The 21827-nt window shown below is 58.4% G+C and carries 24 protein-coding genes; 11 read left to right on the forward strand and 13 right to left on the reverse strand.

Annotated elements, in window-relative coordinates; genetic code table 11:
- Positions 1–13 precede the first annotated feature (13 nt).
- Together ACZ5VE_RS09705 and ACZ5VE_RS09710 are read left to right on the forward strand one after the other, a co-directional pair.
- Positions 14–1240 (forward strand): hemolysin secretion protein D, encoded by a 1227-nt coding sequence (locus tag ACZ5VE_RS09705; protein WP_464454978.1) that lies wholly within the window; start codon positions 14–16, stop codon positions 1238–1240.
- Between the two features lie 21 nt (positions 1241–1261).
- Positions 1262–2011, forward strand: a complete 750-nt coding sequence (locus tag ACZ5VE_RS09710; protein ID WP_464454979.1) for a class II glutamine amidotransferase domain-containing protein — start codon at positions 1262–1264, stop codon at positions 2009–2011.
- Positions 2012–2069: 58 nt separating this feature from the next.
- On the opposite strand, the gene ACZ5VE_RS09715 is transcribed toward ACZ5VE_RS09710, so the two are convergent.
- Positions 2070–3155, reverse strand: a complete 1086-nt coding sequence (locus ACZ5VE_RS09715; protein WP_464454980.1) for a TadG family pilus assembly protein — start codon at positions 3153–3155, stop codon at positions 2070–2072.
- An 11-nt stretch (positions 3156–3166) separates the two neighbouring features.
- A complete protein-coding gene (locus ACZ5VE_RS09720) occupies positions 3167–3598 on the reverse strand; it encodes a TadE/TadG family type IV pilus assembly protein (protein ID WP_464454981.1) in 432 nt (143 codons plus the stop codon).
- A gap of 299 nt (positions 3599–3897) precedes the next feature.
- Here ACZ5VE_RS09720 and ACZ5VE_RS09725 point away from each other — a divergent pair, with 299 nt between their 5' ends.
- The 9 genes from ACZ5VE_RS09725 to ACZ5VE_RS09765 all read left to right on the forward strand — a co-directional run bounded on the left by ACZ5VE_RS09725 (position 3898) and on the right by ACZ5VE_RS09765 (position 12168).
- The gene (locus tag ACZ5VE_RS09725; RefSeq protein ID WP_464454982.1) at positions 3898–4077 is read left to right on the forward strand and encodes a Flp family type IVb pilin; all 180 of its coding nucleotides are present in this window, start codon (positions 3898–3900) and stop codon (positions 4075–4077) included.
- A 29-nt stretch (positions 4078–4106) separates the two neighbouring features.
- On the forward strand, positions 4107–4649 hold the full coding sequence (locus tag ACZ5VE_RS09730; protein ID WP_464454983.1) for an A24 family peptidase: 543 nt from the start codon (positions 4107–4109) through the stop codon (positions 4647–4649).
- A gap of 28 nt (positions 4650–4677) precedes the next feature.
- Positions 4678–5490, forward strand: coding sequence for a Flp pilus assembly protein CpaB (gene cpaB / locus ACZ5VE_RS09735; RefSeq protein ID WP_464454984.1), 813 nt, complete (start codon positions 4678–4680; stop codon positions 5488–5490).
- Between the two features lie 183 nt (positions 5491–5673).
- Entirely contained in the window at positions 5674–7248 is a 1575-nt protein-coding gene (locus tag ACZ5VE_RS09740) for a type II and III secretion system protein family protein (protein WP_464454985.1), read from the forward strand.
- Positions 7249–7262: 14 nt separating this feature from the next.
- Positions 7263–7586, forward strand: coding sequence for a hypothetical protein (locus tag ACZ5VE_RS09745; RefSeq protein WP_464454986.1), 324 nt, complete (start codon positions 7263–7265; stop codon positions 7584–7586).
- Positions 7587–7597: 11 nt separating this feature from the next.
- Positions 7598–8776: an AAA family ATPase gene (locus tag ACZ5VE_RS09750; protein ID WP_464454987.1), complete on the forward strand. Its 1179-nt coding sequence runs from the start codon at positions 7598–7600 to the stop codon at positions 8774–8776.
- A gap of 64 nt (positions 8777–8840) precedes the next feature.
- On the forward strand, positions 8841–10205 hold the full coding sequence (locus ACZ5VE_RS09755) for a CpaF family protein (protein WP_464457468.1): 1365 nt from the start codon (positions 8841–8843) through the stop codon (positions 10203–10205).
- 3 nt (positions 10206–10208) lie between these two features.
- Complete coding sequence (locus ACZ5VE_RS09760) at positions 10209–11183, forward strand: type II secretion system F family protein (RefSeq protein WP_464454988.1); 975 nt, start codon at positions 10209–10211, stop codon at positions 11181–11183.
- A 40-nt stretch (positions 11184–11223) separates the two neighbouring features.
- Positions 11224–12168 (forward strand): type II secretion system F family protein, encoded by a 945-nt coding sequence (locus tag ACZ5VE_RS09765; protein WP_464454989.1) that lies wholly within the window; start codon positions 11224–11226, stop codon positions 12166–12168.
- Between the two features lie 44 nt (positions 12169–12212).
- Here the strand turns inward: ACZ5VE_RS09765 and ACZ5VE_RS09770 are convergent, their stop codons facing one another.
- The 11 genes from ACZ5VE_RS09770 to ACZ5VE_RS09820 form a co-directional block, all read right to left on the reverse strand.
- Positions 12213–12443: an ATP-binding protein gene (locus tag ACZ5VE_RS09770; protein ID WP_464454990.1), complete on the reverse strand. Its 231-nt coding sequence runs from the start codon at positions 12441–12443 to the stop codon at positions 12213–12215.
- A complete protein-coding gene (locus ACZ5VE_RS09775) occupies positions 12424–13545 on the reverse strand; it encodes an HPP family protein (protein WP_464454991.1) in 1122 nt (373 codons plus the stop codon). Before ACZ5VE_RS09775 ends, ACZ5VE_RS09770 begins: the two co-directional genes overlap by 20 nt.
- Positions 13546–13656: 111 nt before the next feature.
- Positions 13657–14538 carry a sugar phosphate isomerase/epimerase family protein gene (locus ACZ5VE_RS09780; RefSeq protein WP_108312966.1) on the reverse strand — a complete coding sequence of 294 codons (882 nt, stop codon included), beginning with the start codon at positions 14536–14538 and terminating at the stop codon, positions 13657–13659.
- A gap of 12 nt (positions 14539–14550) precedes the next feature.
- Positions 14551–15426, reverse strand: a complete 876-nt coding sequence (locus ACZ5VE_RS09785) for a 4-hydroxyphenylpyruvate dioxygenase (RefSeq protein ID WP_464454992.1) — start codon at positions 15424–15426, stop codon at positions 14551–14553.
- Positions 15427–15533: 107 nt separating this feature from the next.
- Complete coding sequence (locus ACZ5VE_RS09790) at positions 15534–16367, reverse strand: shikimate dehydrogenase family protein (protein ID WP_464454993.1); 834 nt, start codon at positions 16365–16367, stop codon at positions 15534–15536.
- A 24-nt stretch (positions 16368–16391) separates the two neighbouring features.
- Positions 16392–16832: a type II 3-dehydroquinate dehydratase gene (gene aroQ / locus ACZ5VE_RS09795; protein ID WP_464454994.1), complete on the reverse strand. Its 441-nt coding sequence runs from the start codon at positions 16830–16832 to the stop codon at positions 16392–16394.
- A gap of 31 nt (positions 16833–16863) precedes the next feature.
- Positions 16864–17910 (reverse strand): Gfo/Idh/MocA family protein, encoded by a 1047-nt coding sequence (locus ACZ5VE_RS09800; protein ID WP_464454995.1) that lies wholly within the window; start codon positions 17908–17910, stop codon positions 16864–16866.
- A 78-nt stretch (positions 17911–17988) separates the two neighbouring features.
- A complete protein-coding gene (locus ACZ5VE_RS09805) occupies positions 17989–18993 on the reverse strand; it encodes a DctP family TRAP transporter solute-binding subunit (RefSeq protein ID WP_464454996.1) in 1005 nt (334 codons plus the stop codon).
- Positions 18994–19084: 91 nt separating this feature from the next.
- Complete coding sequence (locus tag ACZ5VE_RS09810) at positions 19085–20362, reverse strand: TRAP transporter large permease subunit (protein WP_464454997.1); 1278 nt, start codon at positions 20360–20362, stop codon at positions 19085–19087.
- Positions 20363–20379: 17 nt separating this feature from the next.
- The gene (locus tag ACZ5VE_RS09815) at positions 20380–20925 is read right to left on the reverse strand and encodes a TRAP transporter small permease (RefSeq protein WP_464454998.1); all 546 of its coding nucleotides are present in this window, start codon (positions 20923–20925) and stop codon (positions 20380–20382) included.
- A 100-nt stretch (positions 20926–21025) separates the two neighbouring features.
- Entirely contained in the window at positions 21026–21718 is a 693-nt protein-coding gene (locus ACZ5VE_RS09820; protein ID WP_464454999.1) for a TetR/AcrR family transcriptional regulator, read from the reverse strand.
- Positions 21719–21827: the final 109 nt, after the last annotated feature.

Genomic DNA, 21827 nt, shown 5'->3' on the forward strand with positions numbered 1-21827 from the left:
CTCAGGAATACGCATGTTCAACTTCAAAAAAAACCCAAAGTCACTCGCCGTCCCTGCAGGCATGAGCATTGAGGACGATGAGCGTCGCACCAGCCGCAATCTGGTCAGGCTCATGACCATGGCCTTGGTGGCGGCGCTTTTGTGGGCAGCGACTTTCAACCTGGATGAGGTCACCCGTGGCACCGGGAAAGTCATTCCCTCCAGCCGCGAGCAAGTCGTTCAGAGCCTGGATTCAGGGGTATTGGCCGAGCTGCTGGTGCATGAAGGCGATGCAGTTGTCAAAGACCAGGTCTTGCTGCGCATTGACGATGCACGTTCTGGTCCGGTTTTTCGCGAAGCACGTGAAAAATGGATTGCCCTGTCGGCGCAAGCAGCACGCCTGCAAGCCGAAGCCTATGGCACGCACTTGCAGTTTCCGCCCCATGTACAAAATGCCCCCGAAGTCATGAAGCGCGAAACCCAGGCCTACCATGCACGCAAACGCGCGCTGTATGAGCAAATGATCCCCATGCACGAATCGCTTGAGCAACTGTCCAGAGAATTGGCATTGACCACGCCCTTGGTGGAGCAAGGCGTCATGTCCGAGGTGGAGTTGCTGCGGCTGAAACGGCAATACGCAGACATGCAATCGCACATGGCCGAGCGAAGCAACCGCTACCTGACCGATGCCAGCAACGAATGGGTACGCGTTGAATCAGAGTTGTCTCAAACTCGCGAGAACACACTGGCCCGCGAAGACGCCTTCAAAAAAACAGTGATCCGGTCTCCGATGGACGGGATTGTCAAAAATGTGCAGCAAACCACCCTGGGCGCAGTCATCCAGAGCGGTCAGAGTATTCTGGAGATCGTGCCTGTGAAAGACGACATGCTGGTGGAAGCCTATGTCAAACCTTCTGAGGTGGCATTTCTGAAGGTCAACCAAGCGGCTGTGGTCAAGCTGAGCGCTTATGACTTCAACAAATACGGCGGACTCAACGCCGTGCTCGAACACATCAGCCCCGACACGCTGCGCGATGAAAACAAACCGCGCAAACCCGGCAGCGCCCCCATTGATCTGGAAGAAGGCTACTACCGCATCCTGGTGCGCATCACCGACACCCGATTGAGCCGGCATGGCATGCGAATGAATGCCACGCCTGGCATGACCGCGACGGTAGAAATCAAGACCGGACAAAAAACAGTTCTGGAGTATTTATTGCGCCCACTTCAGTCCATGACACAAGCCCTGCGCGAGCGTTGAAGCACCAGCTGGAGAACAGGCATGAGCGGCATCATGGGCATGGTTGCAACCCACAACATCTTTCCTTGCTTGCTGCAAGGCATGCATCAGATGCATCGTACGGACCACAATGCCTGTGGCTTGGTGGTACATGGCCACCAAGGTGAATCCATCAGCCCTGCCCGGTTGCACAGGCACCGACGGGCTCAAGGGGTGGCTGGATGGATCGACACGCTGGCTCGAACCGGACACACAGGGCCAGCAGGCCTGCGTGGTTTTTCGGGCATGGGGTACACCGGTCATGAAACCGAACACGGCAACCGATCCCTTCAATTGACACTGCCCCAGTTGAGCCAAGGCCCCAAAGCGGACCTGAACAGTCCTGCCCGTGTAGCCGTCGTGATGCGCGGGCATCTGCATGACCCACAGGATCTGCGCGAAGTGCTGAAGCAGCGCGGCTACCTTGTCAAAAGCCAAAGCGATGCAGAACTCATGGCACATCTGATCGATGCGGTCCATCAGGGCAATCCAGTACAGGCGCTGCACAGAGCACTGAACATGTTGACAGGCATTTTTTCGATGGGTGTGATGTTCCATGACCACCCTGATCGCCTGTTCGCGGCCCAAAAAGGCACATCGCTGCATTGGGGGAAGGGGGCCACTCACATGGCCTGGGCCAGCGAGGGCGCAGCCATGCCCTCGGATACCCAGACGCTAGGGGCTTTAGCCGATGGCCATGTGCTCGATGTCCACCACCACGCCGAGCAGATCATGCACACCATGCATCCCTGATGCATGACCGCTCGCGCGATTGGAATAAATCTCTGGCCATGACATTGAAAAATGGGATTCATCGAAACAAACTGGGTGGTGTCACCACCCCATAGTTGGGCCCCACCCCGCCTGCAAATGGCGATTGGCATTGGCTGCTCATTTGGACCAGGATGTATTTCAGATTGCTGCCGTCTGCGCCCAAAATCTCCAAACAAGCAAACCCACGAATCGTTGCAAATGTGCCTGACTGCACCTGACTCAGAACCGGCATCACGACAAAATGGCAAGGATTCACTGTGGCAGTGGGGCACTTGTTCACTGCATCGTAAATGTTTGTTTTGGCACCTGACTCCATGAAAACCGCATCGCCTATGGACAAGTTCTGGGGCGGAGGATTGAACAGCGACGGATCATGCTGAATGATTTTTAGAATCAGATCAGCGCCTTTGCTTTCATTTTGCAAGGAGATGTTCAGCTTGGTCCACTGTCCTGACTCGCAATTTGCATATTGGTACAAGGAACCGATTTTGAAGACATAGGGCTTGCCTGTGGCCGAGTCAATCCGTGGCGCTGCAGGCTGTGCGGCCGTGTTCCAGAACTTTTGGTACATGCATTCCGACATGCCAACAGGAAACAAGCCCGCTGGATTGACACTGCCAGGACTGGTCACGCCCGCCACTGCCGTGGCCTGAACAGGTCTGGAATTGACTCCCCAGATGCGAGCGAGGAATGTGCTTGCAGGCCCTTGGTTTTGGCCATCACTTTTGGACACATTCACCTGCACGGCTGGCGCATCGTGAATGCCCGGCGTCATGGGCAAAGCCTGGAAGCCCGATGTCGCCTGCGTCAGGTCCCAATAGCCGACTTGAACCTGCCCATCGGACAGCGCGTGGCCTGCCGCACGGTTCAAGGTGATGGCGTTGCGGGCCGCGTCTGATGCCGAAGACCAGACAAGGCTGGATGTGCTGTTTTTATAAAGTGTGCGTGCACCGGCCAACGCCGCGGCATCGGCATCGTTTTGCAATTCATTGCGCACCACATGCAAGTGGGCCAAGTCCACCGCCAAAGCAGCCGCCCCCAGCATCACGGGCAATGTCAGCGCCACCAACAAGGTGACTGCGCCCTTTTGTGAGTTTGACCGAAGTCCGATATTTTTTTTCATGTCTGTATCTTTCATTCGTAGACCATCACGGTGCTTGACTTCAGTACCCAAGGCTGGCCCAGATTGCTGAACAAGCTGCCCAGTCCAATGCCCTGAAAGGTGTAACTGACCGAGACTTTCAGCGTCGGATCAACGCCCAGGCTGCCATGTTCAACACTCACAGCGGGCAGCGGTTTGGTTGATCCGAAATGAAGCAAGGCATCCTGGGTGTGCGCCAGAACCACTTGGCGGATTTCGACTTCACTGACTTGCGGCATGCGCACCACAATGCCCGCCCTGGCCCCTTCACGGCTGGCATTGGTGATGACGGCTTTGTCGTACAGGGCGATGCTCAGATCGATGCTCCCTATCAACAACAGCAAAAGCAAGGGCAGGATCAAGGCGAACTCGACGACAGCGGCGCCGCGTTGAGATTGACTGGAATCTTCTGAAAATCGGACCATCGGCAAGCTCCTGAAATGGGCCATGCACGGCCTGTTGAAAAGTAAAGACCTTAGAAAAAAAACAGCGTTGCATCGGTGCGTTCAAGCACAGCCCAACGCACACCAAGCACTTATTTCTCATGTGTGCAGCAGCCCACTGTGGGCGACATGAATACTTTCTAAATTCGACCTTCGGTTTTGAGAAATCAACACCGCTGCAAAGCCAAGAGGTTGCGGGTTGAAGCCACGGTCAGTGTGCACAACCAGTGACCTCAAACGCTTGAAGTCAACTTTCACTTTTCAACTCAGGAGTTCCCAACATGAATCATTTTTCCAAATCATTTCAAGCATTCTGTGCCGATGAGCATGGCGCTACCGCCATCGAATACGGCTTGCTGGCATCGTTGATTGCGGTGGCCATCATCATCCCTGTGACCGCGGTTGGTGAGGAATTGAAAGTTGTTTTTGATACGGTCACAACCGCTTTGAAAGGTGCTTGAACCGAGTCCATGACCGCTTGAAACCCACTATGCCCTTCAGCCTTTTTGACTGGACGCATCTCGCTGCATTGGCGACCATGCTCATGGTCGCCATGTGGCAAGACGCCACGGCGCGCCGGATTCCCAACGCTCTGGTCTTGTGGGGAGGCATGACAGCCTTGGGGCTGTCACTGTCGCCCTACGGCATCGGATTGGGGTCGGCAGTCGCAGGGGGCATGGTGGGCTTCTTTGGCTTTTTGGTGCTGTATTTACTGCGCGCAGTTGGCGCCGGCGATGTGAAACTGGCCGGTGCCACAGGTCTTTTTGTCGGCCACCCCGACATGTTGTGGGTGAACCTGCTGATCTTGCTGGCAGGGGGCGTTCTGTCCATCCTCTGGGCACTGTGCACCTCACAACTGGGTTCTGTCTTGCAGAACCTCAAAACCGGTTTGACCCGGATCTGGCTGAACCGCCAGCATGGCCATCTAAACACCCCGAACACATTCCCCGTTGGCCGTGCGCGCATGCCGTATGCGGTGGCCATCGGTTTGGGCACCGCTTTCCATGTGTTGAACACATGGCCGATGCCTTGAGCTTTGATGACTTTGCAAGGAAAAATTCATGAGAAACATTCGTCCTGTCGGTGTGCTGTTGCTTGCCCTCGCTTTAGGGCTGACCGCTGCGGCCTACGCCGCAAGCTGGATCAAACAACAAGGTGCCACAGCCACCTTGCAAGTGATCGTGGCCAAGCGCGACTTGCAAATGGGCACGCGGCTGCTGCCCGAGATGCTGGAGACCATTCAATGGCCCAAGGCAGCGGCGATCAGAGACCCACTGACAGCGCTTGACCATGCCGTGGACCGCGTCATTCGCATGCCCATCTTGCGCGGCGAACCCTTGCTGATGAGCAAACTCGCGCCCATGGGGGACAAAGGAGGACTGTCTTCTGCGCTCAGTGAAGGGCAGCGTGCCGTGACCGTCAAAGTCAACGAAATCGTCGGCGTGGCGGGTTTTGCCTTGCCCGGCAACTATGTCGATGTGATGGTCAACACGCCTGACAACCAGAACCAGCCTGTGTCCAAGATCGTCATTGAACGCATCCAGGTGCTGGCCGTTGCACAGGACGTGTCCAGCAGCGAAAACAAACCCCGGGTCGTGAACGCCGTAACCCTTCAGGTCACGCCCCAGCAGGCCGAGCAAATTGACTTGGCTCGCAGCGTGGGCACCTTGTCATTGGTGTTGCGCAGCCAAAGCGACAACACCCCGGTACTGACGGCAGGCGCACGCAAACTGGATTTGCTGCAAACAGCAGCCAGCACCAAAGCTCCCCCACAAGCGATTCTCACCAAGCCTGCCAAGGCCGTACCAAGCAAGCCCATTGCAGAGCCACCGCGACTCGAAATCATCCGGGGGATGTCGCTGTCCCAAGAATAAAACGGCCTTGCACAGTTGCCGTCCCTGCGTTTGCCCATTCGTCACTTCAAAGAGAGCCTCATGCCATCCACACTGATCGCACCCCCACAATGCGTCCGTCCAGTCGCGCCCTGTTTTCATTCATCTCGTCCATGTGACAAAAGCGCCAACAGGCCATTGGCGCTATCGCTTGCCGCCAAGTCCATGCAAAGCTGGCGCACATTCATGATCGCTTTGGCCACGTCCTTGCCCTTCGTCTGGCTGATGCCGCAAACCGCCTCAGCAGCCGAACCCGGAACCACCTCGGCGGCCGCAAGCAAAACGCCACCACGCACAGCCCCCAAGTCGTCCAGCAAGCCCGAGATCATGACCCAAGGCCCGGTCAGGATGGAGGCTGCTCTGCGCTTGACCGCAGGCAAATCAATGCTGCTGCAACTGCCTGAAAATTCAGCCCGATTGTCCGTCGGCAACCCCGATGTGGCCGATGTCGTGTTGATCAACCCACGAGAAATCTACCTGCTGGGAAAAAAAACAGGCCAGACCAACTTGTTGGTCTGGACGGCCCAAGGCAGCACCAGCTTGCGCGACATTTCGGTCGGCACGGACACCGACGCCCTGCACGCCAAGCTGCGCGAATATGTGCCCAGCGCAGAAAACCTGCGTGTCGACACCGTCGCCGACAGCCTGATTTTGAGCGGGCGCGTGAGCGACGGCATGAAGGTACAACGACTGATGGCACTCACCGAGGCTTTCAATGGGGGCGAAAAAGTCATCAACATGCTGCGTGTGCACGGCGCACAGCAAGTGATGCTCGAAGTCAAGGTGGCCGAGGTCTCCAAGACCTTGCTCGATGAACTGGGGGTAGACCTGAACCTGACACGCGCCATTGGCAACACCTCGGTCAACTTGCTGTCACGGTTTCTGAGCGAAGGGTCCACCGCAGTCACTGCCACACGTGGCAATGGCCGAAGCATCATCACGCTGACCGCCGAAATGAAAAAAGGCCTCGTCAAAGTACTGGCAGAACCGACCATCACCGCCGTCAGTGGCCAAGAGGGCTCATTTTTGGCAGGCGGCAAGATTTTCATACCGGTGCCTCAGACCAGCGCCACGGGCAGCACCACCATCACGCTGGAAGAAAAAGAGTTCGGCGTGGGCCTGCGGTTTTTACCCACCGTGCTGGAAGACGGTCTGATCAACTTGCGCGTGACGCCTGAAGTCTCGGAGCTGTCGCAAGTGGGCACCACCGTCAAAGGTCTGGGCGACCAAAGCAGCTTGCTACCCTCCATCACCACACGCCGCGCTTCGACCACGGTCCAGCTGCGCGATGGAGAAAGCTTTGCCATCGGAGGCCTGGTCAAGAGCAATGTGACCGAAGCCATCAAGGCTTTTCCACTGCTGGGCGAATTGCCTGTGCTTGGAGCCTTGTTTCGCAGCACGGCTTTCCAGACCGAAAAATCAGAGTTGCTGTTTGTGGTGACACCTCGTTTGGCCAAGGTGCTGCCACCTGACTACGCGTTGCCAACGGATGCCTTCATCCAGCCCACACGTGCCGAATTCATTCTGAACGGTCAATTGGAAGGTCAGGCCCCGGTCAAGGCGACATCCCCCACACCTCCAACGCATCAGGCACCCGGCCATGCCAAGCCCATGTCCGAGATACCGAACACCTCTCTCACGACAAGCCAGGCCACACCGGAACCCCAGCCCCTGCCGGAACCCCCACCTGAATCCCCGATAGAAACGGCCCGCCGTGAAACCGCCCACCCCACAGATTGAGTCAGGAGACCTCCATGAAAAAAACAAGCTTCAAGCACATGCGCCGCACATGGCTCGGCACAGGGCTGTGCCTGGTATTGAGTGCCTGCAACACGGCCCCGACGGCCGTTGACCTTCGCTTTGGTGATGCCGTGAAACAAGCGCAAGAACAACAAAGCCTGCACACCGAACCACGACCTTGCATGCACTGCATGGGTCACCACGGCCAGCGCCATCCGGTGGACACCGATGGCGTGTCCGCGCAGGCTGCCGTGGACCGGTACCAGGACAGCTTCAAGAGCCCGCCCATCCCCGCGCCTGTTTTCAACATCGGTTTGGGCGCTACAAGCACCCGCTAGAAAGGCCATGCATGTCCACCTTTGTGATCGCATCCAACGAAACACTGATCAACACCCTGCGCAGCAGCATCCTGCAAAGCCAGTTGCGCCTGAACAGCGCTGTGCTGAGGCAGCCTGGGCAAGCGTTACTGCCCTTCTTGAATGGCATCGACAGCGGAATCTTGCTGCTAGACAGCACTGCAGGCCAATTGACCGATGATTTGACGGCGCTGGAAAACTGGCTGCGAAACAAACCCCAGCTCAATGTCCTGCTGCTCAGCGAAGACAGCAGCAAAGCATTGTTGATGCGGGCCATGCGGGCAGGTGTGCGTGAAGTACTGCCTCTGCCTCCCAACCCGCAAGAGCTGACACTCAGCCTGCTGCGCTGGTCAGAAAGCCCGGTCACGGCCCCCAGCAAACCAGCCGCTGCGGCACGACTGGTCGCCTTCATGGGCTGCAAAGGGGGCAACGGCACCAGCTTTGTGGCCGCCAACATGGCGCACATCATGGCCACTGAATACGATCTGCCATGCGCTTTCGTGGACCTTGACCTGCAGTGCGGTGACGCTTCTTTTTACCTCAGCAGCGGCGCCAACAAAAACACATTGAGCGACCTGACCCGACAAATTGACCGGCTCGATGCCCAATTGCTGGACAGTTGCATGCATGCGGTCACCCCCCGACTCAAGCTGTTGGCAGCCCCGCATGACTTGGAAAGCGCCATGGCCATCAGTGCGCAGGACATCGAAAAAGTATTGACCATGGTGCGTAGCCTGCACAAGCATGTTCTGGTCGACCTGCCTCGCAGCCTGAATGCCTTGTCCCTCAAAGTCCTGGACATGGCCGATGTGGTCTACATCGTGATGCAAAACAACACGCCCGATGTACGCGATGCCCAGCGGCTGATCAACACGCTGCAATCCCTGGGTTACAGCGACGACAAATTGCGTTTGTTGGTGAACCGCTTTGAACCGGACGGCTGGGTCAGCCTGGCCGAGCTGGAAAAGACCGTGGGGCTGAAAGTCAACCAGACCATCCCCAACAACTCGCAATGGGTGGGTGAGTCGTTGCACACAGGCCAACCCCTGTCGGCCATACACGACCACAACGCCGTGATCCATGCGCTGCGTGAAACAGCAGGAGAGTTGCTGGACACACGGCCCCAGAAGCGCCGCCGCTGGATGCAGCGCTGGATGGGTGTCGCCGCATGAGCCATGCCATTCACATGTGTGTCTGGACCTTAAGCGCCCATCTCAACAGGAGAGTTTTGTGAATCTGAATCTGCGATCCCAATTTGAAAAATCAACCCCTGTTGCCGCTTTGCTCAACGCCAGCCTGATGACCCCGAACACAGGGCGGTCAACGGCCGTTCCTGTTGACGAGATCAAGTCGCAAATCCACCAGGAAATTCTTTCGCTGATGGATTGGCAGCGCATGGAAACCATGGCCCCCGAGCGCCTCAGGTCCGAACTCAAAACCCTGACTGAAAACCTGATCGCCACACACAATCTGGCGCTGAACGAAACCGAGCGGCGACTGATCATCCAGGCCATTCAGGACGAGATGCTGGGCTTGGGGCCCATCGAGCCCTTGTTGTCCGATCCATCCGTATCGGACATTCTGGTCAACGGCCCTTATCAGGTGTTTGCCGAGCGACGCGGCAAGATCGAAGCCACCGACATCCAGTTCGACAACGAAGCGCATTTGCTGCGGGTGATTGACCGCATCGTCTCACGCATCGGGCGGCGGGTGGATGAGATGAGCCCCATGGTGGATGCCCGATTGCCCGATGGTTCCCGCGTCAATGCGGTGATACCGCCCTTGTCGATCGACGGCCCCTTGCTGTCCATTCGTCGCTTTGCAGTAGTGCCCTTCACCGTGAAAGATTTGATCGATTTCGGGGCCTTGACGCCCGGCATGGCCGAACTGATTCAAGGCCTGGTCAAGGCCCGACTCAACTTGCTGGTTTCAGGTGGCACGGGCAGCGGCAAAACCACCTTGCTGAATGTGATGTCGGCCAGCATCCCAACCGACGAACGCATCATCACCATCGAAGATGCCGCCGAGTTGCAACTGCAGCAACCGCATGTGCTGCGCATGGAGTCGCGCCCCCCCAATATCGAAGGCAAGGGCGAAATTTCACAGCGCGATTTGCTGCGCAACAGCCTGCGCATGCGGCCTGACCGCATCATCATGGGCGAGGTGCGTGGTGCCGAAGTGCTGGACATGCTGCAGGCCATGAACACCGGGCACGATGGCTCTATGACCACCATCCATGCCAACTCAGCGCGTGACGCACTCACCAGGCTCGAACACATGCTGGGCATGGCGGGCCTGAAAGCAGAGTCGCGCTCGATGCGCCAGCAAATCGGTGCGGCCCTGTCGGTGGTGATTCAGGTTTCCCGCCTGTCCGACGGACAACGCAAAGTCACCAGCCTGCAAGAGATCACGGGGCTGGAAGGCGATGTCATCAGCATGCAGGAAATTTTCAAATTTGACCAAACCGGCTTGTCCGCCGAGGGTGCTGTGCAAGGCCAGTTTGTGGCCACCGGCATCCGGCCCAAGTTCGCGCAGCGCCTGAGCACCCGGGGCATTGCCCTGAGCGATGACTTGTTTGAACCGACCCACCGCTGGAGCTGAAGCATGGACACGCGTTACTGGACCTTTCTGGCCCTGGCCGCCCTGAGCATCGGATGTCTGGTGTGGGGGCTGCACGGTGTGTGGCGGCAATATCTAGACCCTCGGCAGCGGGCGCTTTCGCAGCGGCTGCAACCATTCAACCAGGCTGCGCAGTCCGAGCCGTCCTTGAAGTTGCGCGAGGAACGCCTCTTGAGTGCGACACCCCAATTGGCCGCATGGCTGCGAAAAGTGCCTGGCACAGAGGCCTTGGACCGTTTTTTGGTACAGACCGGCATGGCCTGGAGCGTTGCGCAAACCCTGGCATGGGCCCTAGGTCTTGCGGTACTGGCCCTGGCTGTCGGCACCAGTTTGGCTTGGCCTGCGCTGCTGACTCTGGCGGTGGCACTGTTGGGCGTGTTGGCATTGGCAGCCTACTTGCAGAATCGCCGCCGCCAGCGCATGGTGTTGATCGGACTGGCACTGCCCGATGCACTGGAGCTGATTGCGCGTTCCATGCAGGCAGGTCATGCGTTCACCAGTGCCTTGCAACTCGCCGCCAAAGACAGCTCGCCCCCGTTGTCGCAAGAGCTGCGCACGGTGTTCGAAGAAATCAATTTTGGGGTGGGCACCGCGCAAGCGCTGCAAGCCTTATCGGCACGGGTGGCCAGCGAAGATGTGCAGTATTTCGTGGTGGCGGTGGTGATCCAGAGCGAAACTGGCGGCAACCTGGCTGACATTCTGAAAAACACTGCCCACCTGATACGGGAACGCCAGAAAATTGCTGGCGTGGTGCGTGTGCTGTCGGCCGAAGGACGCATTTCGGCGCTTGTGCTGTCGATTTTGCCTTTTGCGCTGGCCGCCTTCATGAGCTTGCTCAACCCGGGCTTCGTCTCCAAATTGTGGACCGACCCCATGGGCCTGCAGCTGGTCTATTTCTCTTTGGCCTTGATGGCGATCGGTATCTTGTGGATGTGGAAGCTGATCCAGATCCGCGTCTGAACCCCGGTCACATGAACTTCATTTCGACGACAGGCACACCATGACACTCTCACCCCTTGTTTTTGCCGCGCTCATCTTCGCTCTGGTCGTCACCATCAGCTACGCCCTGTTGACGCGCTGGCTGCCCAACCCGGGCAAAGCGCGTTTATCCCAACTGAAGGCACCGGCTGGTCAGGCCGATCCAACACACTGGAAAAACCTGAAACAACGGCTGGTCAGTGCCTTGTTGTGGTCCAGCCCCTGGACTGCTGCCATGTCGGGTGGTGACAGTGAAACACCTTCTGAGCTGCGGGTCCGTTTCTGGCATGCAGGCTGGCGCTCGCCCATGGCCTTGCAAATTTACTTCACCAGCAAAACGCTGCTGACCTTGTTGTTACCGACCATCGCCTGGGGACTGATCGAACTGAGCTCTTGGCACCCACAAGGCATTCAGCGCTTTGCCCCCATCCTCTTTGGTGCGGCAATCGGCTACTACCTGCCCGACTGGGTATTGCACTTGCAGACAGGACGCCGCCAGAGAGCATTGCTACATGCCTTTCCGGATGCGCTGGATTTGCTGCGGGTGTGCGTGCAGGCAGGCTTGGGCCTGGATGCCGCCATCGAACGGGTGGGCAGAGAAATTCGTCTCGCCCGCCCTGAATTGTCAGAAGAGCTTGCATTGACAGGCATGGCTTTGCGAGCGGGATCTTCAAGAGCCGAAGCCCTGCGCAACTTGTCCGTGCGCATCGGCCTCAAAGACATTGATGCGCTGGTGTCCATGCTGATCCAGGCAGACCGTTTTGGCACCAGCGTGTCCGAGTCTTTGCAGGTGCATTCAGATACTTTACGTACGCAACGCCGTCAGCGGGCTGAAGAGGCTGCAGCCAAACTACCTGTCAAGCTGTTGATTCCGCTGATTTTCTGCGTCTTTCCGTCTTTGCTGACGGTACTGCTGGGGCCTGTTGTGATCACACTGGCCAGGCAGCTGATTCGAACCCCTGGTTAAAACAGGGCCCCATGGGGTTTCAAATTCAAGTGCCCATCAGCGCCTCAGCGCCCGAGCCCAGCAGCATCCGCTGTCTGCCGCACCATCGCGATCGCTCCGAACGGGCAGCGCCGCTCGCATTGGCTGCAGCCTGTACAGGCTGGCACATCGTGCAGCACCGAGGTTTTCTTGAAATTCTGAACCTGCAAACTCAGCACATGCGGCGGACACACCGCCACACACCAACCACAACCGGTGCAGCGGGCCGGATCGATCTCAGGCAGCAGACGGCGCATCGGCGTGTTCAGGACGAGCCACCACCCGGCTCAGTGCCCGCACCAGGTCGGTCTGGGTCAGGATGCCGACCAGGCACTTGTCGGCATCAATGACGGGCAGATGATGGTGCCCGGCTGAAGAAAACAAAGGCAGCAAATCGAGCGCATGGCTGTCGGCACTGGCCACCCGAACCTGCCGCGTCATGACCTCGCCAACGGTCAACAGCGGCAAGCGCTGTCCCCCGTCACGGGTTTGCCGCCAGACATCGGTGCGGGTGAGGATGCCCACCACATGCCGCAACTGATCCACCACCGGCAAGGCTTTGATGTTCAATCGCTGCATGCGCTCACCCGCATCGGCCAACGAAGCCCGAAAATCCACCACCGCCGGATCGGGTGTCATGATGTAGCGGCACATCAAGGTGTTCCACAAGCGCGCTGATGCGGCCCCCTGCGCCTGACGCAGCAAATGGGTCAATTCGTCGGGGGCCACATCCAGCACCTGACCGTAACGGGCCATGGCGGCCTCTAGGTCGACCCGTTCAATCTGCCCCGGCGCGTCGGGCAAGGCCGAAGGGGATGCAGAGGCCGCAAGGTGCGGATAAGAATGGCCTCTGAGGTGGTTGTAAAGCATGCCGGACAAAACCAGCAGAACCGAATTGGTCAGCACCGGAAACAGGGCAAAATGCCAGCCCGGATCGGGCATCAACGCCACCAGCAAGGCCACCGCCCCGCCCGGTGGATGCAGGCAACGCAGCGCCATCATGACCGCGATGGCCGCTGCCACAGCTACCGGGGCAGCCAGCACCGGCCCGGGCAGCCAAGTGGCGCAACCCAGCCCCACCAGCGCCGACACCGTGTTGCCCGCCACCACCGACCACGGCTGCGCCAGCGGACTGGCCGGTGCCGTGAACACCAGCACCGCACTGGCCCCCACGGGCGCGATCAACCACACGGCATCGCCTGCCGACAGCAGACGGCTGAACACGGCCGCACACAAAATGCCCAAAAAAGCCCCCGCCACCGCCAGCCAACGCTCGGTGCGTGAAGTCAACAAGGCTGGCGGAAACCAGCGCCCCAGCCAGGAAGGCAGGCGAGAAGGCGTCGGGTGATCAGGGTTCATGGGGCAATCCGGGCAAAGCAGTTCGCAGATTTTGCACGGTCACCCCGGCAGCAGAAGGCGTGTGCTGCAGGAGCCATTGCTTGCAAGGGCAAGCTCCCACCAAAGAACCGCTCAGGCGCGCTGACGCGCCCACTCTGGCAGCGGTGCCGATTTGTGCAGCACATCCTGGTGCAGCCAAGTCGCGCTTTTGCGGGCGCGCTCGGCCACGGTTTCCAGCGGCAGTTGCTGGTAATCGTCGTTGAAGACTTCAAAGCTGTAGTCACCCCGGTAACCGATGCGGTCCAGGCGCAGCACCAGGTCGGCCAGTTGTTCGCTGTGCACGCCCTCGCCCGGGAACACGCGGAAGGTACGGGCGGTGGTCATGCGTTCTTCAAAGGTCGGGGTTTCCTGCCACATGAAGTCCGACAGTTGCACCAGGAAGATTTTGGATGGGTCCAGCTCTTCGATCGCGTCGAGTGGCGTCTTGGCGGCAAAAATGTGGAACGAGTCGAGGCCGATGCCCAGATTGGGGCAATCGGCCCGACAGACCACATCCCAGCTGGTGGGAAATTCGTTGACCGTGCGGCCCCAGGACAAGGCTTCGTAGGCCACCTTGATGCCCAGCGGCACCGCCAGCATGGCGAGTTTTTTTAGATCAGCAGCGATCTGATCGAGGTCTTGCGTAGCATGGCGCGAGGTGGACGAACAGGCCAGCAAGACTTTGCTGCCGGTGGCCGCGCACATCTCCAGCATCGACTTGGCGATGTCGAGCTTGTAGCTGTGCAGGTGGCCAGACAGGCCTTCAAAATCGCGCAGCACCTGAAAACCGGTGGGCCGCATGCCGCTGGCATGCACTGCCGCCACGGCGGCTTTCACGCCACCGGGGTGGGTCACCAGATCACGGGCCATCAGCATCACCTGGGAAAAGCCTGCACCCTTCATGGCGGCCAACTTGGCCTCCAGGGTGCCGGCCATGGTGATGGTGTCCATGCCGTAGCCGTCGAGCAAGTTCATACCGGCTTCCTTTTACTTGTGGACGAGTTCAAAGGCCACGGAACCCAGCGCAGCGCGGGTCAGCGCACCCCGGTCTTCGGGGTGCAGGCGGGTCGATTCGACAAACTCCACGCCACGGGCCTTGAGTGCCGTCACGGCCTCGGCCACATTGGGCACGCCAAAGCCGATGCGTTGCAGGCACTCGGGGCTGTCGTCACCGTCCATCCAGACATCGGGCTCCACCAGCTGCCACAAGAAAGTACCGCAAGGACTTTTCATCAGCTTGCCCTTTGGCAAGATGCCAAAGCGCTCTTCATCGGGAATGCTGCTGAAGTCGAACATGTGTTCGTAATAAGTCTGCCAGTCGGCGCTGCGGGCCGCGCCGATGTACTGCACCACGCCAAAGTAGCTCATGCCCGCCAGCGCAGGCGGGTTGGGGTCCACCGTGGGAATGGGTTTGAAGTCGATGTCGTAGATCGAGAACTCTTGCCAGCGGTCCACAAAGTAAAAGCGGCTGCCACCCGGGCCATGGATGGCGGGAATGTGCAGCTCCATGGCCTGCGCGTGGCTGCCGACGCTCCAAGCGCCCAAGTCCAGACAACGGGTGTGCGCCTTTAGTGCATCCTGCACGCGGAATGCCACGGCCGAAATCACGGGCTGGCCATCCACGGTGCTGCTCACGCGCGCATCATCGGGGTTGGCGTTGACCACCAGGTTCATGCCGCCCTGACGGTACAGGGTCACTTCACGCGAACGGTGGCGGGCGACCGGGCGAAAGCCCATGTTCTCGAGCACCTGGCCCAGTGCCTGCGGACGGCTGGTGGCGTATTCGATGAATTCAATGCCGGCAATGCCCAAGCGGTTGGGCATTTCGGGAACGGCTTCGCGGTCAACTTTGTTCAGGGGCATGGGGACACTCCAGTTTTCAATTCCAGGAACCCACCCTGTGGGCGATGGGCGCGGCGCGCACCCTTAACAACCATCGCCCACAGGGTGTGGCTCCTACAGGGACAGATTCAATAGCTCAGTTTAGCCACACGGCGCAGCACATCGGCCGTCGTCGTGGGCAAGCCGAAATATTCCAGATAAGCCGGGATTTGCTCGTACAGCATGTCGGTGCCCACCTGGGTGCGGCAGCCACGCGCTTGCGCAGCCGCCAAAAACGCCGTCGTCTCAGCCTTCATCACGACTTCACCCACAAAGGTGTCAGGCGACAGGCGCGACACATCCATGGGCAGCGGGTCACCTTCGTTCATGCCCATGGGTGTGGCATTGACCACCAAGTCGTGATCTGCCGGGTCGTTGGAGCCGGTGCGCACGTCGATTTGGGGGTAATTGTCTTTGAGACGTTTGGCCAGCGCTTCGCAACCCGCGGTGTTGACATCGAACAGACTGATGGCCGCAATGCCTGCGCCCGCCAGCGAGGCGGCAATCGCGCAGCCCACACCGCCCGTGCCCACCACCAGCACGCGCTTGGCCGTGAGGTCAAAGCCCTTGCGCTGCACGCCGCGCACAAAACCGGCACCGTCAAACATGTCACCCACCAGGCGACCATCGGCCAAACGTTTGACCGCGTTGCAGGCCCCGGCCACACGCACCGTGGCCGTCACTTCGTCGAGCAGGCCCACGGTGGTGACCTTGTGCGGCATGGTGATCAGCGCGCCCCGGATGTTTTCCAGCGTGAAGACCGCCTTGAGGAATGGCGGGTAGTTCTCGGGCTTGCAGCCCATGGGCACGACCACGGCGTTGATGCCCGCTTCTTCAAAGTACGGGTTGTAAATCATCGGCGACTTGAAGGTGTGCGTCGGGTAGCCGATGTGGGCGATGATTTCGGTGTTGCCGTTGATCATGTTAAAAAACTCAATCGCTCGGATTTAGGAGGTTTGCGCGGCCGTCACGCCAGCGCGCAAAGCCAGCAAATAACTGTCAGCGCCAAAGCCGCAAATCTGGCCTTTGACGATCTCGGCAAACACCGAGTGGTGACGGAATTCTTCGCGGGCATGGATGTTGGACATGTGCAGCTCCACCACGGGGCAAGTCAGCACGGCCAGCGCATCGCGGATGGCGTAGCTGTAGTGCGTCCAGGCACCGGCGTTGATCAGCACGGCATCGACGTTGTCAAAGTAGGCTTGGTGAATGCGCTCGCACATGTCACCTTCATGGTTGGTCTGATAGCACTCGACTTCGGCACCCAACTCTTTACCAAGCTTGTTCAGGCTGGCATTGATCTCATCGAGGGTGATGGTGCCGTATTGCTTGGGGTCGCGTTTGCCAAACATGTTGTGGTTCACGCCGTGGAGCATCAAGACTTTCATGGGGTTTCCTTTTGTGATTTTTAAAAAATATTCAAGCCAATTCAACAACGCGGCCACTTTGTGCAGCGTCCACAATGGCTTCGGTGATTTTCAAATTCAGCAGACCATCGCGGGCTGTCACCATTGGATCGGCTTCGCCACGCACCACGGCACCAAAGTGCGCCATCTGGTGCTTGAGCGGATCGTCACGCACCAAGCCCACCGTGCCCACTTCGAACGGTTTCCACCAGGAACGGTCTTCCGGGCGGGGATAGGTCTTCAGCCGCATGGTCGGCACCGACAAGCTGCCGTTGGTGCCCGCGATCACATAGCAATCTTCGTCGTCGTAGCTCGGATAGGCCTTGTTTTCCTGGCTGGTCTGTTCCCAGCTGCGCGGGCAGGCGGCGGTATCGCTCAGCATGAAGCTGCCGAGCACGCCATTGGCAAAGCGCAGGTTGATGGCGACCGTATCTTCCACGGCAAAACCGCGCGTGCCGTTGGATGAAAACGCCTGCACGGCCACGATGTCGCCGCACAGCATGCGCAGGTTGTGCACCTCGTGGATCATGTTGAGCAGGATCGGACCGCCACCAATTTCTCGGCGCCAGGGGCCTTCATCAAAGTAATGGTCGGGCTTGAGAAACGTCGCGCTGCCCATGACCGTGACCAAGCGACCCAACTGGCCCGACTCGATCACCTGTTTGGCTTTGGCCATGATAGGGCTGTGGGCACGGTGATGGCCGATCAGCACTTTGGCGCCCGTGCGATCCACGGCATCGACCAATTTTTGCCCTTCGGCCACCGTGGTGGCGATGGGCTTTTCAAGCAGGATGGGCAAGCGGGCATCGACACATTGCAGCGCCTGGCGCACATGCAAAGCATTGGGCGTGGCCAGCACCAGACCATCCGGGCGGTCTTTGGCCAGCAATTCGTCGATGGACGCATACAGAGGCACGCCCGCTTGGGCGGCCACAGCCACAGCAGCGGGAGAGGGGTCCACGATGGCAGACAGGCTGCAAGACACACTGGTCTGGACCACAGCGATGTGGGCCAGGCCGATGTAACCGGCACCGGCGACTGCAATACGGGTTTTGTTCATTTTCAAAGCACCAGTCGATACATGTCACATGACAAACCCTGCCAGAGTCCTGATCGGACCCAGGCAGGGTATGGGGCTTTACTTGCGCAGTTTGGCCAGTTCAGCCTGGACGTCAGCCACAGTCGAGCCCAGAGCGGCGCTGTGCTTGTCGATCACGGGCTTCATCTTCTCGCGCAGCTTGGCGATTTCAGCCGTGTTCAAGCTGGTTACATTCATGCCGTTTTTCTTGAGCAACTCAAGATTGGCAGCCAAAGCAGCACGGTTGGCCGTACGCTGCACCTTGACAGCATCATCAGCCGCGTCGTCAATGATTTTCTTTTCAGCAGCGCTCATGCCATCCCAGACCTTCTTGCTGAAGATCACGGACTGAGGGTTGTACTGGTGGTTGGTCAGCGCGATGTTCTTTTGAACTTCCCAGAACTTGTTGGCAGCGATCACGGCCACAGGGTTTTCCTGGCCGTCAATAGCGCCTTGCTCCAGAGCGGCGTACACCTCAGGGAATGGCAGAGGTGTGGGGTTGGCACCCAAAGCCTTGACCCAGTCCACGTTGATCGGGCTAGGGATCACGCGCAGCTTCAGGCCAGCAATATCTTCCACCTTGGTAATGGCTTTCTTGCTGGTGGTGATGTTGCGGAAACCCAATTCCCAATAGGACAAACCGATGATGCCTTTGTCAGCCAGCGAGGCGTGCATCTTCTGGCCAATAGGGCCGTCAGCGATCGCATCGGCTTCTTTTTCGTTGGCAAACAGGAAGGGGAAGTCAAAAATTTCCAGGGCCTTAACTTCGCTGGACAAGATGCCGGAGTTCATCACCGCCATTTCCACGGTGCCGCCCTTGACGGACGACAAGGTGGCCTGGTCGCTGCCCAGTGTGCCGTTCAGGAACAACTGGACCTTGATCTTGCCGCCAGATTTGGCTTCCACGGTTTCCTTGAACTTCTTCATGCCAGCGACAGCGGGATGGCCTTCAGGGCCATTCAGACCGAACTTGAGCGTGCGCTCCTTGATGTCTTGGGCCGAAGCCATGCCCATGGCGGCCACGGCCAAAGAAGCCAGAACAGATTTGATGAACAAACGTTTCATGAGTTGTCTCCTGAATGAAAGGGAAAGTTTTGGATGTACGCGTGAAAAGGTTTCCGAATCTGGCGTACCCAGTCAGATTCGGAATAAAAAATCAATAGAACCAGCGCGCAGGCACCATGACCAACTGCGGGAAAGCCACCATCAGGAACATGATGAGGAACTGCGCAATCATGAACGGCACCACACCTTTGGTCACCTCGTCCATGCTGATCTTGCCCGCACCTGCGACCGCATTGAGCACGGTGCCCACAGGTGGTGTGATCAAGCCAATCGCGTTGTTGATGATGAACAACACGCCAAAGTAAACCGGATCAATGCCAGCGGCCTTGACCACAGGCATCAGCACAGGGGTCAGCAGCAAGATGGTCGGTGTCATGTCAAGCGCCGTGCCCACCACCATGGTCAGCAACATGATGCACAGCATCAACAAGCGTGGACTGTCCAGCACAGGCGTGAGCAGTTCCACAATTTGACCTGGCAAATTGGCCACCGTGATCAACCAGGCGGACACCATGGCAGCGGCCACCAGAAACATGACCACCGCACTGGTCTTAGAGGCGGTGATGAAAAGGGGCACCAGCTTCTTGAAGTTCAGTTCACCGTAGATGACGGTCGACACAAACAACGAATACACAGCGGCCACCACAGCCGCTTCCGTGGGGGTGAAGATGCCGAACTTCAGGCCAAACACGATGATGAAGGGCAAGACCAGAGCCCAGGCAGCCAGACGCAAGGCTTCGAGGATTTCACGGAAGGTTTTGCGAGGTGGCGGCGTGATTTGCTCGCTGCGCACCAGCCACCACCAAGTAGCCACCAATGCCAGGGCCAACCAGACGCCAGGAAAAAATCCGGCCATGAACAGCTTGGAAATCGACACGCCACCGGCCACGCCAAACACCACAAACCCAATGCTCGGGGGAATGATGGGCGCAATGATGCCACCGGCAGCGATCAGACCTGCAGAGCGCGATTTGTCGTGACCGGCTGCCACCATCATGGGCAACAGCAAAGCCGTCAGCGCCGCAGCGTCTGCCACGGCCGAACCAGACAGCGACGCCATGATGACGGCCGCCACAATGGTCACATAACCCAAACCACCTTTGACATGACCCACCAAGGCCATTGCAAAGTGCACGATGCGGCGGGACAAGCCCCCTGCATTCATGATTTCACCAGCCAGCATGAAGAAAGGCACAGCCAACAAGGAAAAACTGTTAGCCCCTTCGAGCAGGTTTTGCGCCAAGATCTGGGCATCGAAGTTGCCCATGTGCACCATCAAGGCAACACCACACAGCAACAAAGAGAAAGCGATAGGGACACCCAAAGCCATGGCGGCCATCAGGGAGCCCAGAAAAACGATAACGGTCATGTTGTGTCTCGCTCTGATTATTTGGAAGAAGATGCGTCGGCGTCGCCATGAGGCGCTTCTTCCGACTCCTGGATCAGCATGAGGTGCTCATCGTCGATTTGACCCGTCACCAGGCGATACAGGTCCATCAACAAGATGGGAGCCCCCAAGACCGAGAAAACCATCGCACTGGCGTAAAACCAGCCCATGGAGGCCTCCATCACCGGGCTGTGTGAATCCACATTGACCTTGAACTGCTCATAAGCACCGCTGAACAGCAACCACAGGCAATACAACATCAAGCCCAAGGACAAGCCCATGCAAATGCGCTTGCCCAAGGGACTGAGCTTGCCCACCAGCATGTCAGTGCCCAAATGAGCGTTCTCGCGCAAAGCCACCACGGCACCCAAAAAGGTCAGCCAGACAAACAACCAGCGTGACAACTCTTCAGAGACGGTAAAGCCCGAATTGAAGCCGTAGCGCATCACCACGTTGCCAAACACCAAGGCCACCATCACGGCCATCGCGGCAGCGATCAGATAGCCGATGATGCGGCAATACCCTGCAATGAATTTCTGGATCACCTTGTATCTCCTCAAGTTAGGTTGCTGTTAATGTACGAACTGGTTAGTTTTTCAGAGTAAGTAGTTTCCCTAGTCGAAGAAATCACGTCACCGCTACCTGTTATGCCGAAATGTGATGACTCACAAAACGCAAGATCAAATCCACCACATGCTCCCGTTTGAGCGTATTGGCCTTGTCTAGGCTGGCCCGGTCCTGAAAGATCAGGCCAAAGGTATGGCGGTTCGAGACGTTGAAAAAGGTGAAGGCCGAAATCGCCGAGTGGATGTCCACCGGATCGAGCCCTGGCCTGAACACGCCCTGCCCCACGCCCCGGTCATACACAGCCCGCACCGACTGGATGGCATTGCTGTTCAGCTGTTGAATGCTTTGGCTCTGGCGCAAGTAGTCGCCCCGCTGGATGTTCTCACTCATCACCAGCCGAATAAAGTCTTCGTTGTCCCGGTGATGGTCGTAGGTGAACTCCACCAGCTTTTGCAAGGCCTGCACGGGCGGCAGGTCATCCAGGTGCAAATCGGACTCGATGGCGCGCATGCGGCGGTAAGCCTCTTCGAGCACCGCCAGATACAAGCCATCCTTGCTGCCGAAGTAGTAATAGATCATGCGCTTGCTGGTGCGCGTGGCCGCTGCGATCTCATCGATGCGTGCACCCGTCAGGCCTTTGTCGGCAAACTCGTGCGTGGCCACCGTGAGGATCTCGGCCATGGTGCGGGCCGGGTCGTTGGTGCGGCCCGTTTCCTTGGCTACCTCCAATGCGATGGGCTCGGGCTTCTCAAAATGTACCAACTGGTTCATTTCGCAAGTATAGGCGGCGTTATACCGCTTTCTTCTCAGGGCTTGCCCTGATACAGAATGGCTTGCCAACCTCGAACACGCCACACGCATACTTGTCACAACCTGCGAC

The organism is Limnohabitans sp. INBF003, assembly GCF_055396645.1.

Bases quoted from the DNA above. Each gene is read 5' to 3' on its own strand.
- ACZ5VE_RS09705 (WP_464454978.1), top strand. From the start codon at position 14: ATGTTCAACTTCAAAAAAAACCCAAAGTCACTCGCCGTCCCTGCAGGC.
- ACZ5VE_RS09725 (WP_464454982.1), top strand. From the start codon at position 3,898: ATGAATCATTTTTCCAAATCATTTCAAGCATTCTGTGCCGATGAGCAT.
- ACZ5VE_RS09715 (WP_464454980.1), bottom strand. From the start codon at position 3,155: ATGAAAAAAAATATCGGACTTCGGTCAAACTCACAAAAGGGCGCAGTC.
- ACZ5VE_RS09775 (WP_464454991.1), bottom strand. From the start codon at position 13,545: ATGAACCCTGATCACCCGACGCCTTCTCGCCTGCCTTCCTGGCTGGGG.
- ACZ5VE_RS09745 (WP_464454986.1), top strand. From the start codon at position 7,263: ATGAAAAAAACAAGCTTCAAGCACATGCGCCGCACATGGCTCGGCACA.
- ACZ5VE_RS09805 (WP_464454996.1), bottom strand. From the start codon at position 18,993: ATGAAACGTTTGTTCATCAAATCTGTTCTGGCTTCTTTGGCCGTGGCC.
- ACZ5VE_RS09785 (WP_464454992.1), bottom strand. From the start codon at position 15,426: ATGCCCCTGAACAAAGTTGACCGCGAAGCCGTTCCCGAAATGCCCAAC.
- ACZ5VE_RS09765 (WP_464454989.1), top strand. From the start codon at position 11,224: ATGACACTCTCACCCCTTGTTTTTGCCGCGCTCATCTTCGCTCTGGTC.
- ACZ5VE_RS09720 (WP_464454981.1), bottom strand. From the start codon at position 3,598: ATGGTCCGATTTTCAGAAGATTCCAGTCAATCTCAACGCGGCGCCGCT.
- ACZ5VE_RS09740 (WP_464454985.1), top strand. From the start codon at position 5,674: ATGCAAAGCTGGCGCACATTCATGATCGCTTTGGCCACGTCCTTGCCC.
- ACZ5VE_RS09800 (WP_464454995.1), bottom strand. From the start codon at position 17,910: ATGAACAAAACCCGTATTGCAGTCGCCGGTGCCGGTTACATCGGCCTG.
- ACZ5VE_RS09750 (WP_464454987.1), top strand. From the start codon at position 7,598: ATGTCCACCTTTGTGATCGCATCCAACGAAACACTGATCAACACCCTG.
- cpaB (WP_464454984.1), top strand. From the start codon at position 4,678: ATGAGAAACATTCGTCCTGTCGGTGTGCTGTTGCTTGCCCTCGCTTTA.
- ACZ5VE_RS09790 (WP_464454993.1), bottom strand. From the start codon at position 16,367: ATGATCAACGGCAACACCGAAATCATCGCCCACATCGGCTACCCGACG.
- aroQ (WP_464454994.1), bottom strand. From the start codon at position 16,832: ATGAAAGTCTTGATGCTCCACGGCGTGAACCACAACATGTTTGGCAAA.
- ACZ5VE_RS09770 (WP_464454990.1), bottom strand. From the start codon at position 12,443: ATGCGCCGTCTGCTGCCTGAGATCGATCCGGCCCGCTGCACCGGTTGT.
- ACZ5VE_RS09810 (WP_464454997.1), bottom strand. From the start codon at position 20,362: ATGACCGTTATCGTTTTTCTGGGCTCCCTGATGGCCGCCATGGCTTTG.
- ACZ5VE_RS09780 (WP_108312966.1), bottom strand. From the start codon at position 14,538: ATGAACTTGCTCGACGGCTACGGCATGGACACCATCACCATGGCCGGC.
- ACZ5VE_RS09820 (WP_464454999.1), bottom strand. From the start codon at position 21,718: ATGAACCAGTTGGTACATTTTGAGAAGCCCGAGCCCATCGCATTGGAG.
- ACZ5VE_RS09710 (WP_464454979.1), top strand. From the start codon at position 1,262: ATGAGCGGCATCATGGGCATGGTTGCAACCCACAACATCTTTCCTTGC.
- ACZ5VE_RS09730 (WP_464454983.1), top strand. From the start codon at position 4,107: ATGCCCTTCAGCCTTTTTGACTGGACGCATCTCGCTGCATTGGCGACC.
- ACZ5VE_RS09760 (WP_464454988.1), top strand. From the start codon at position 10,209: ATGGACACGCGTTACTGGACCTTTCTGGCCCTGGCCGCCCTGAGCATC.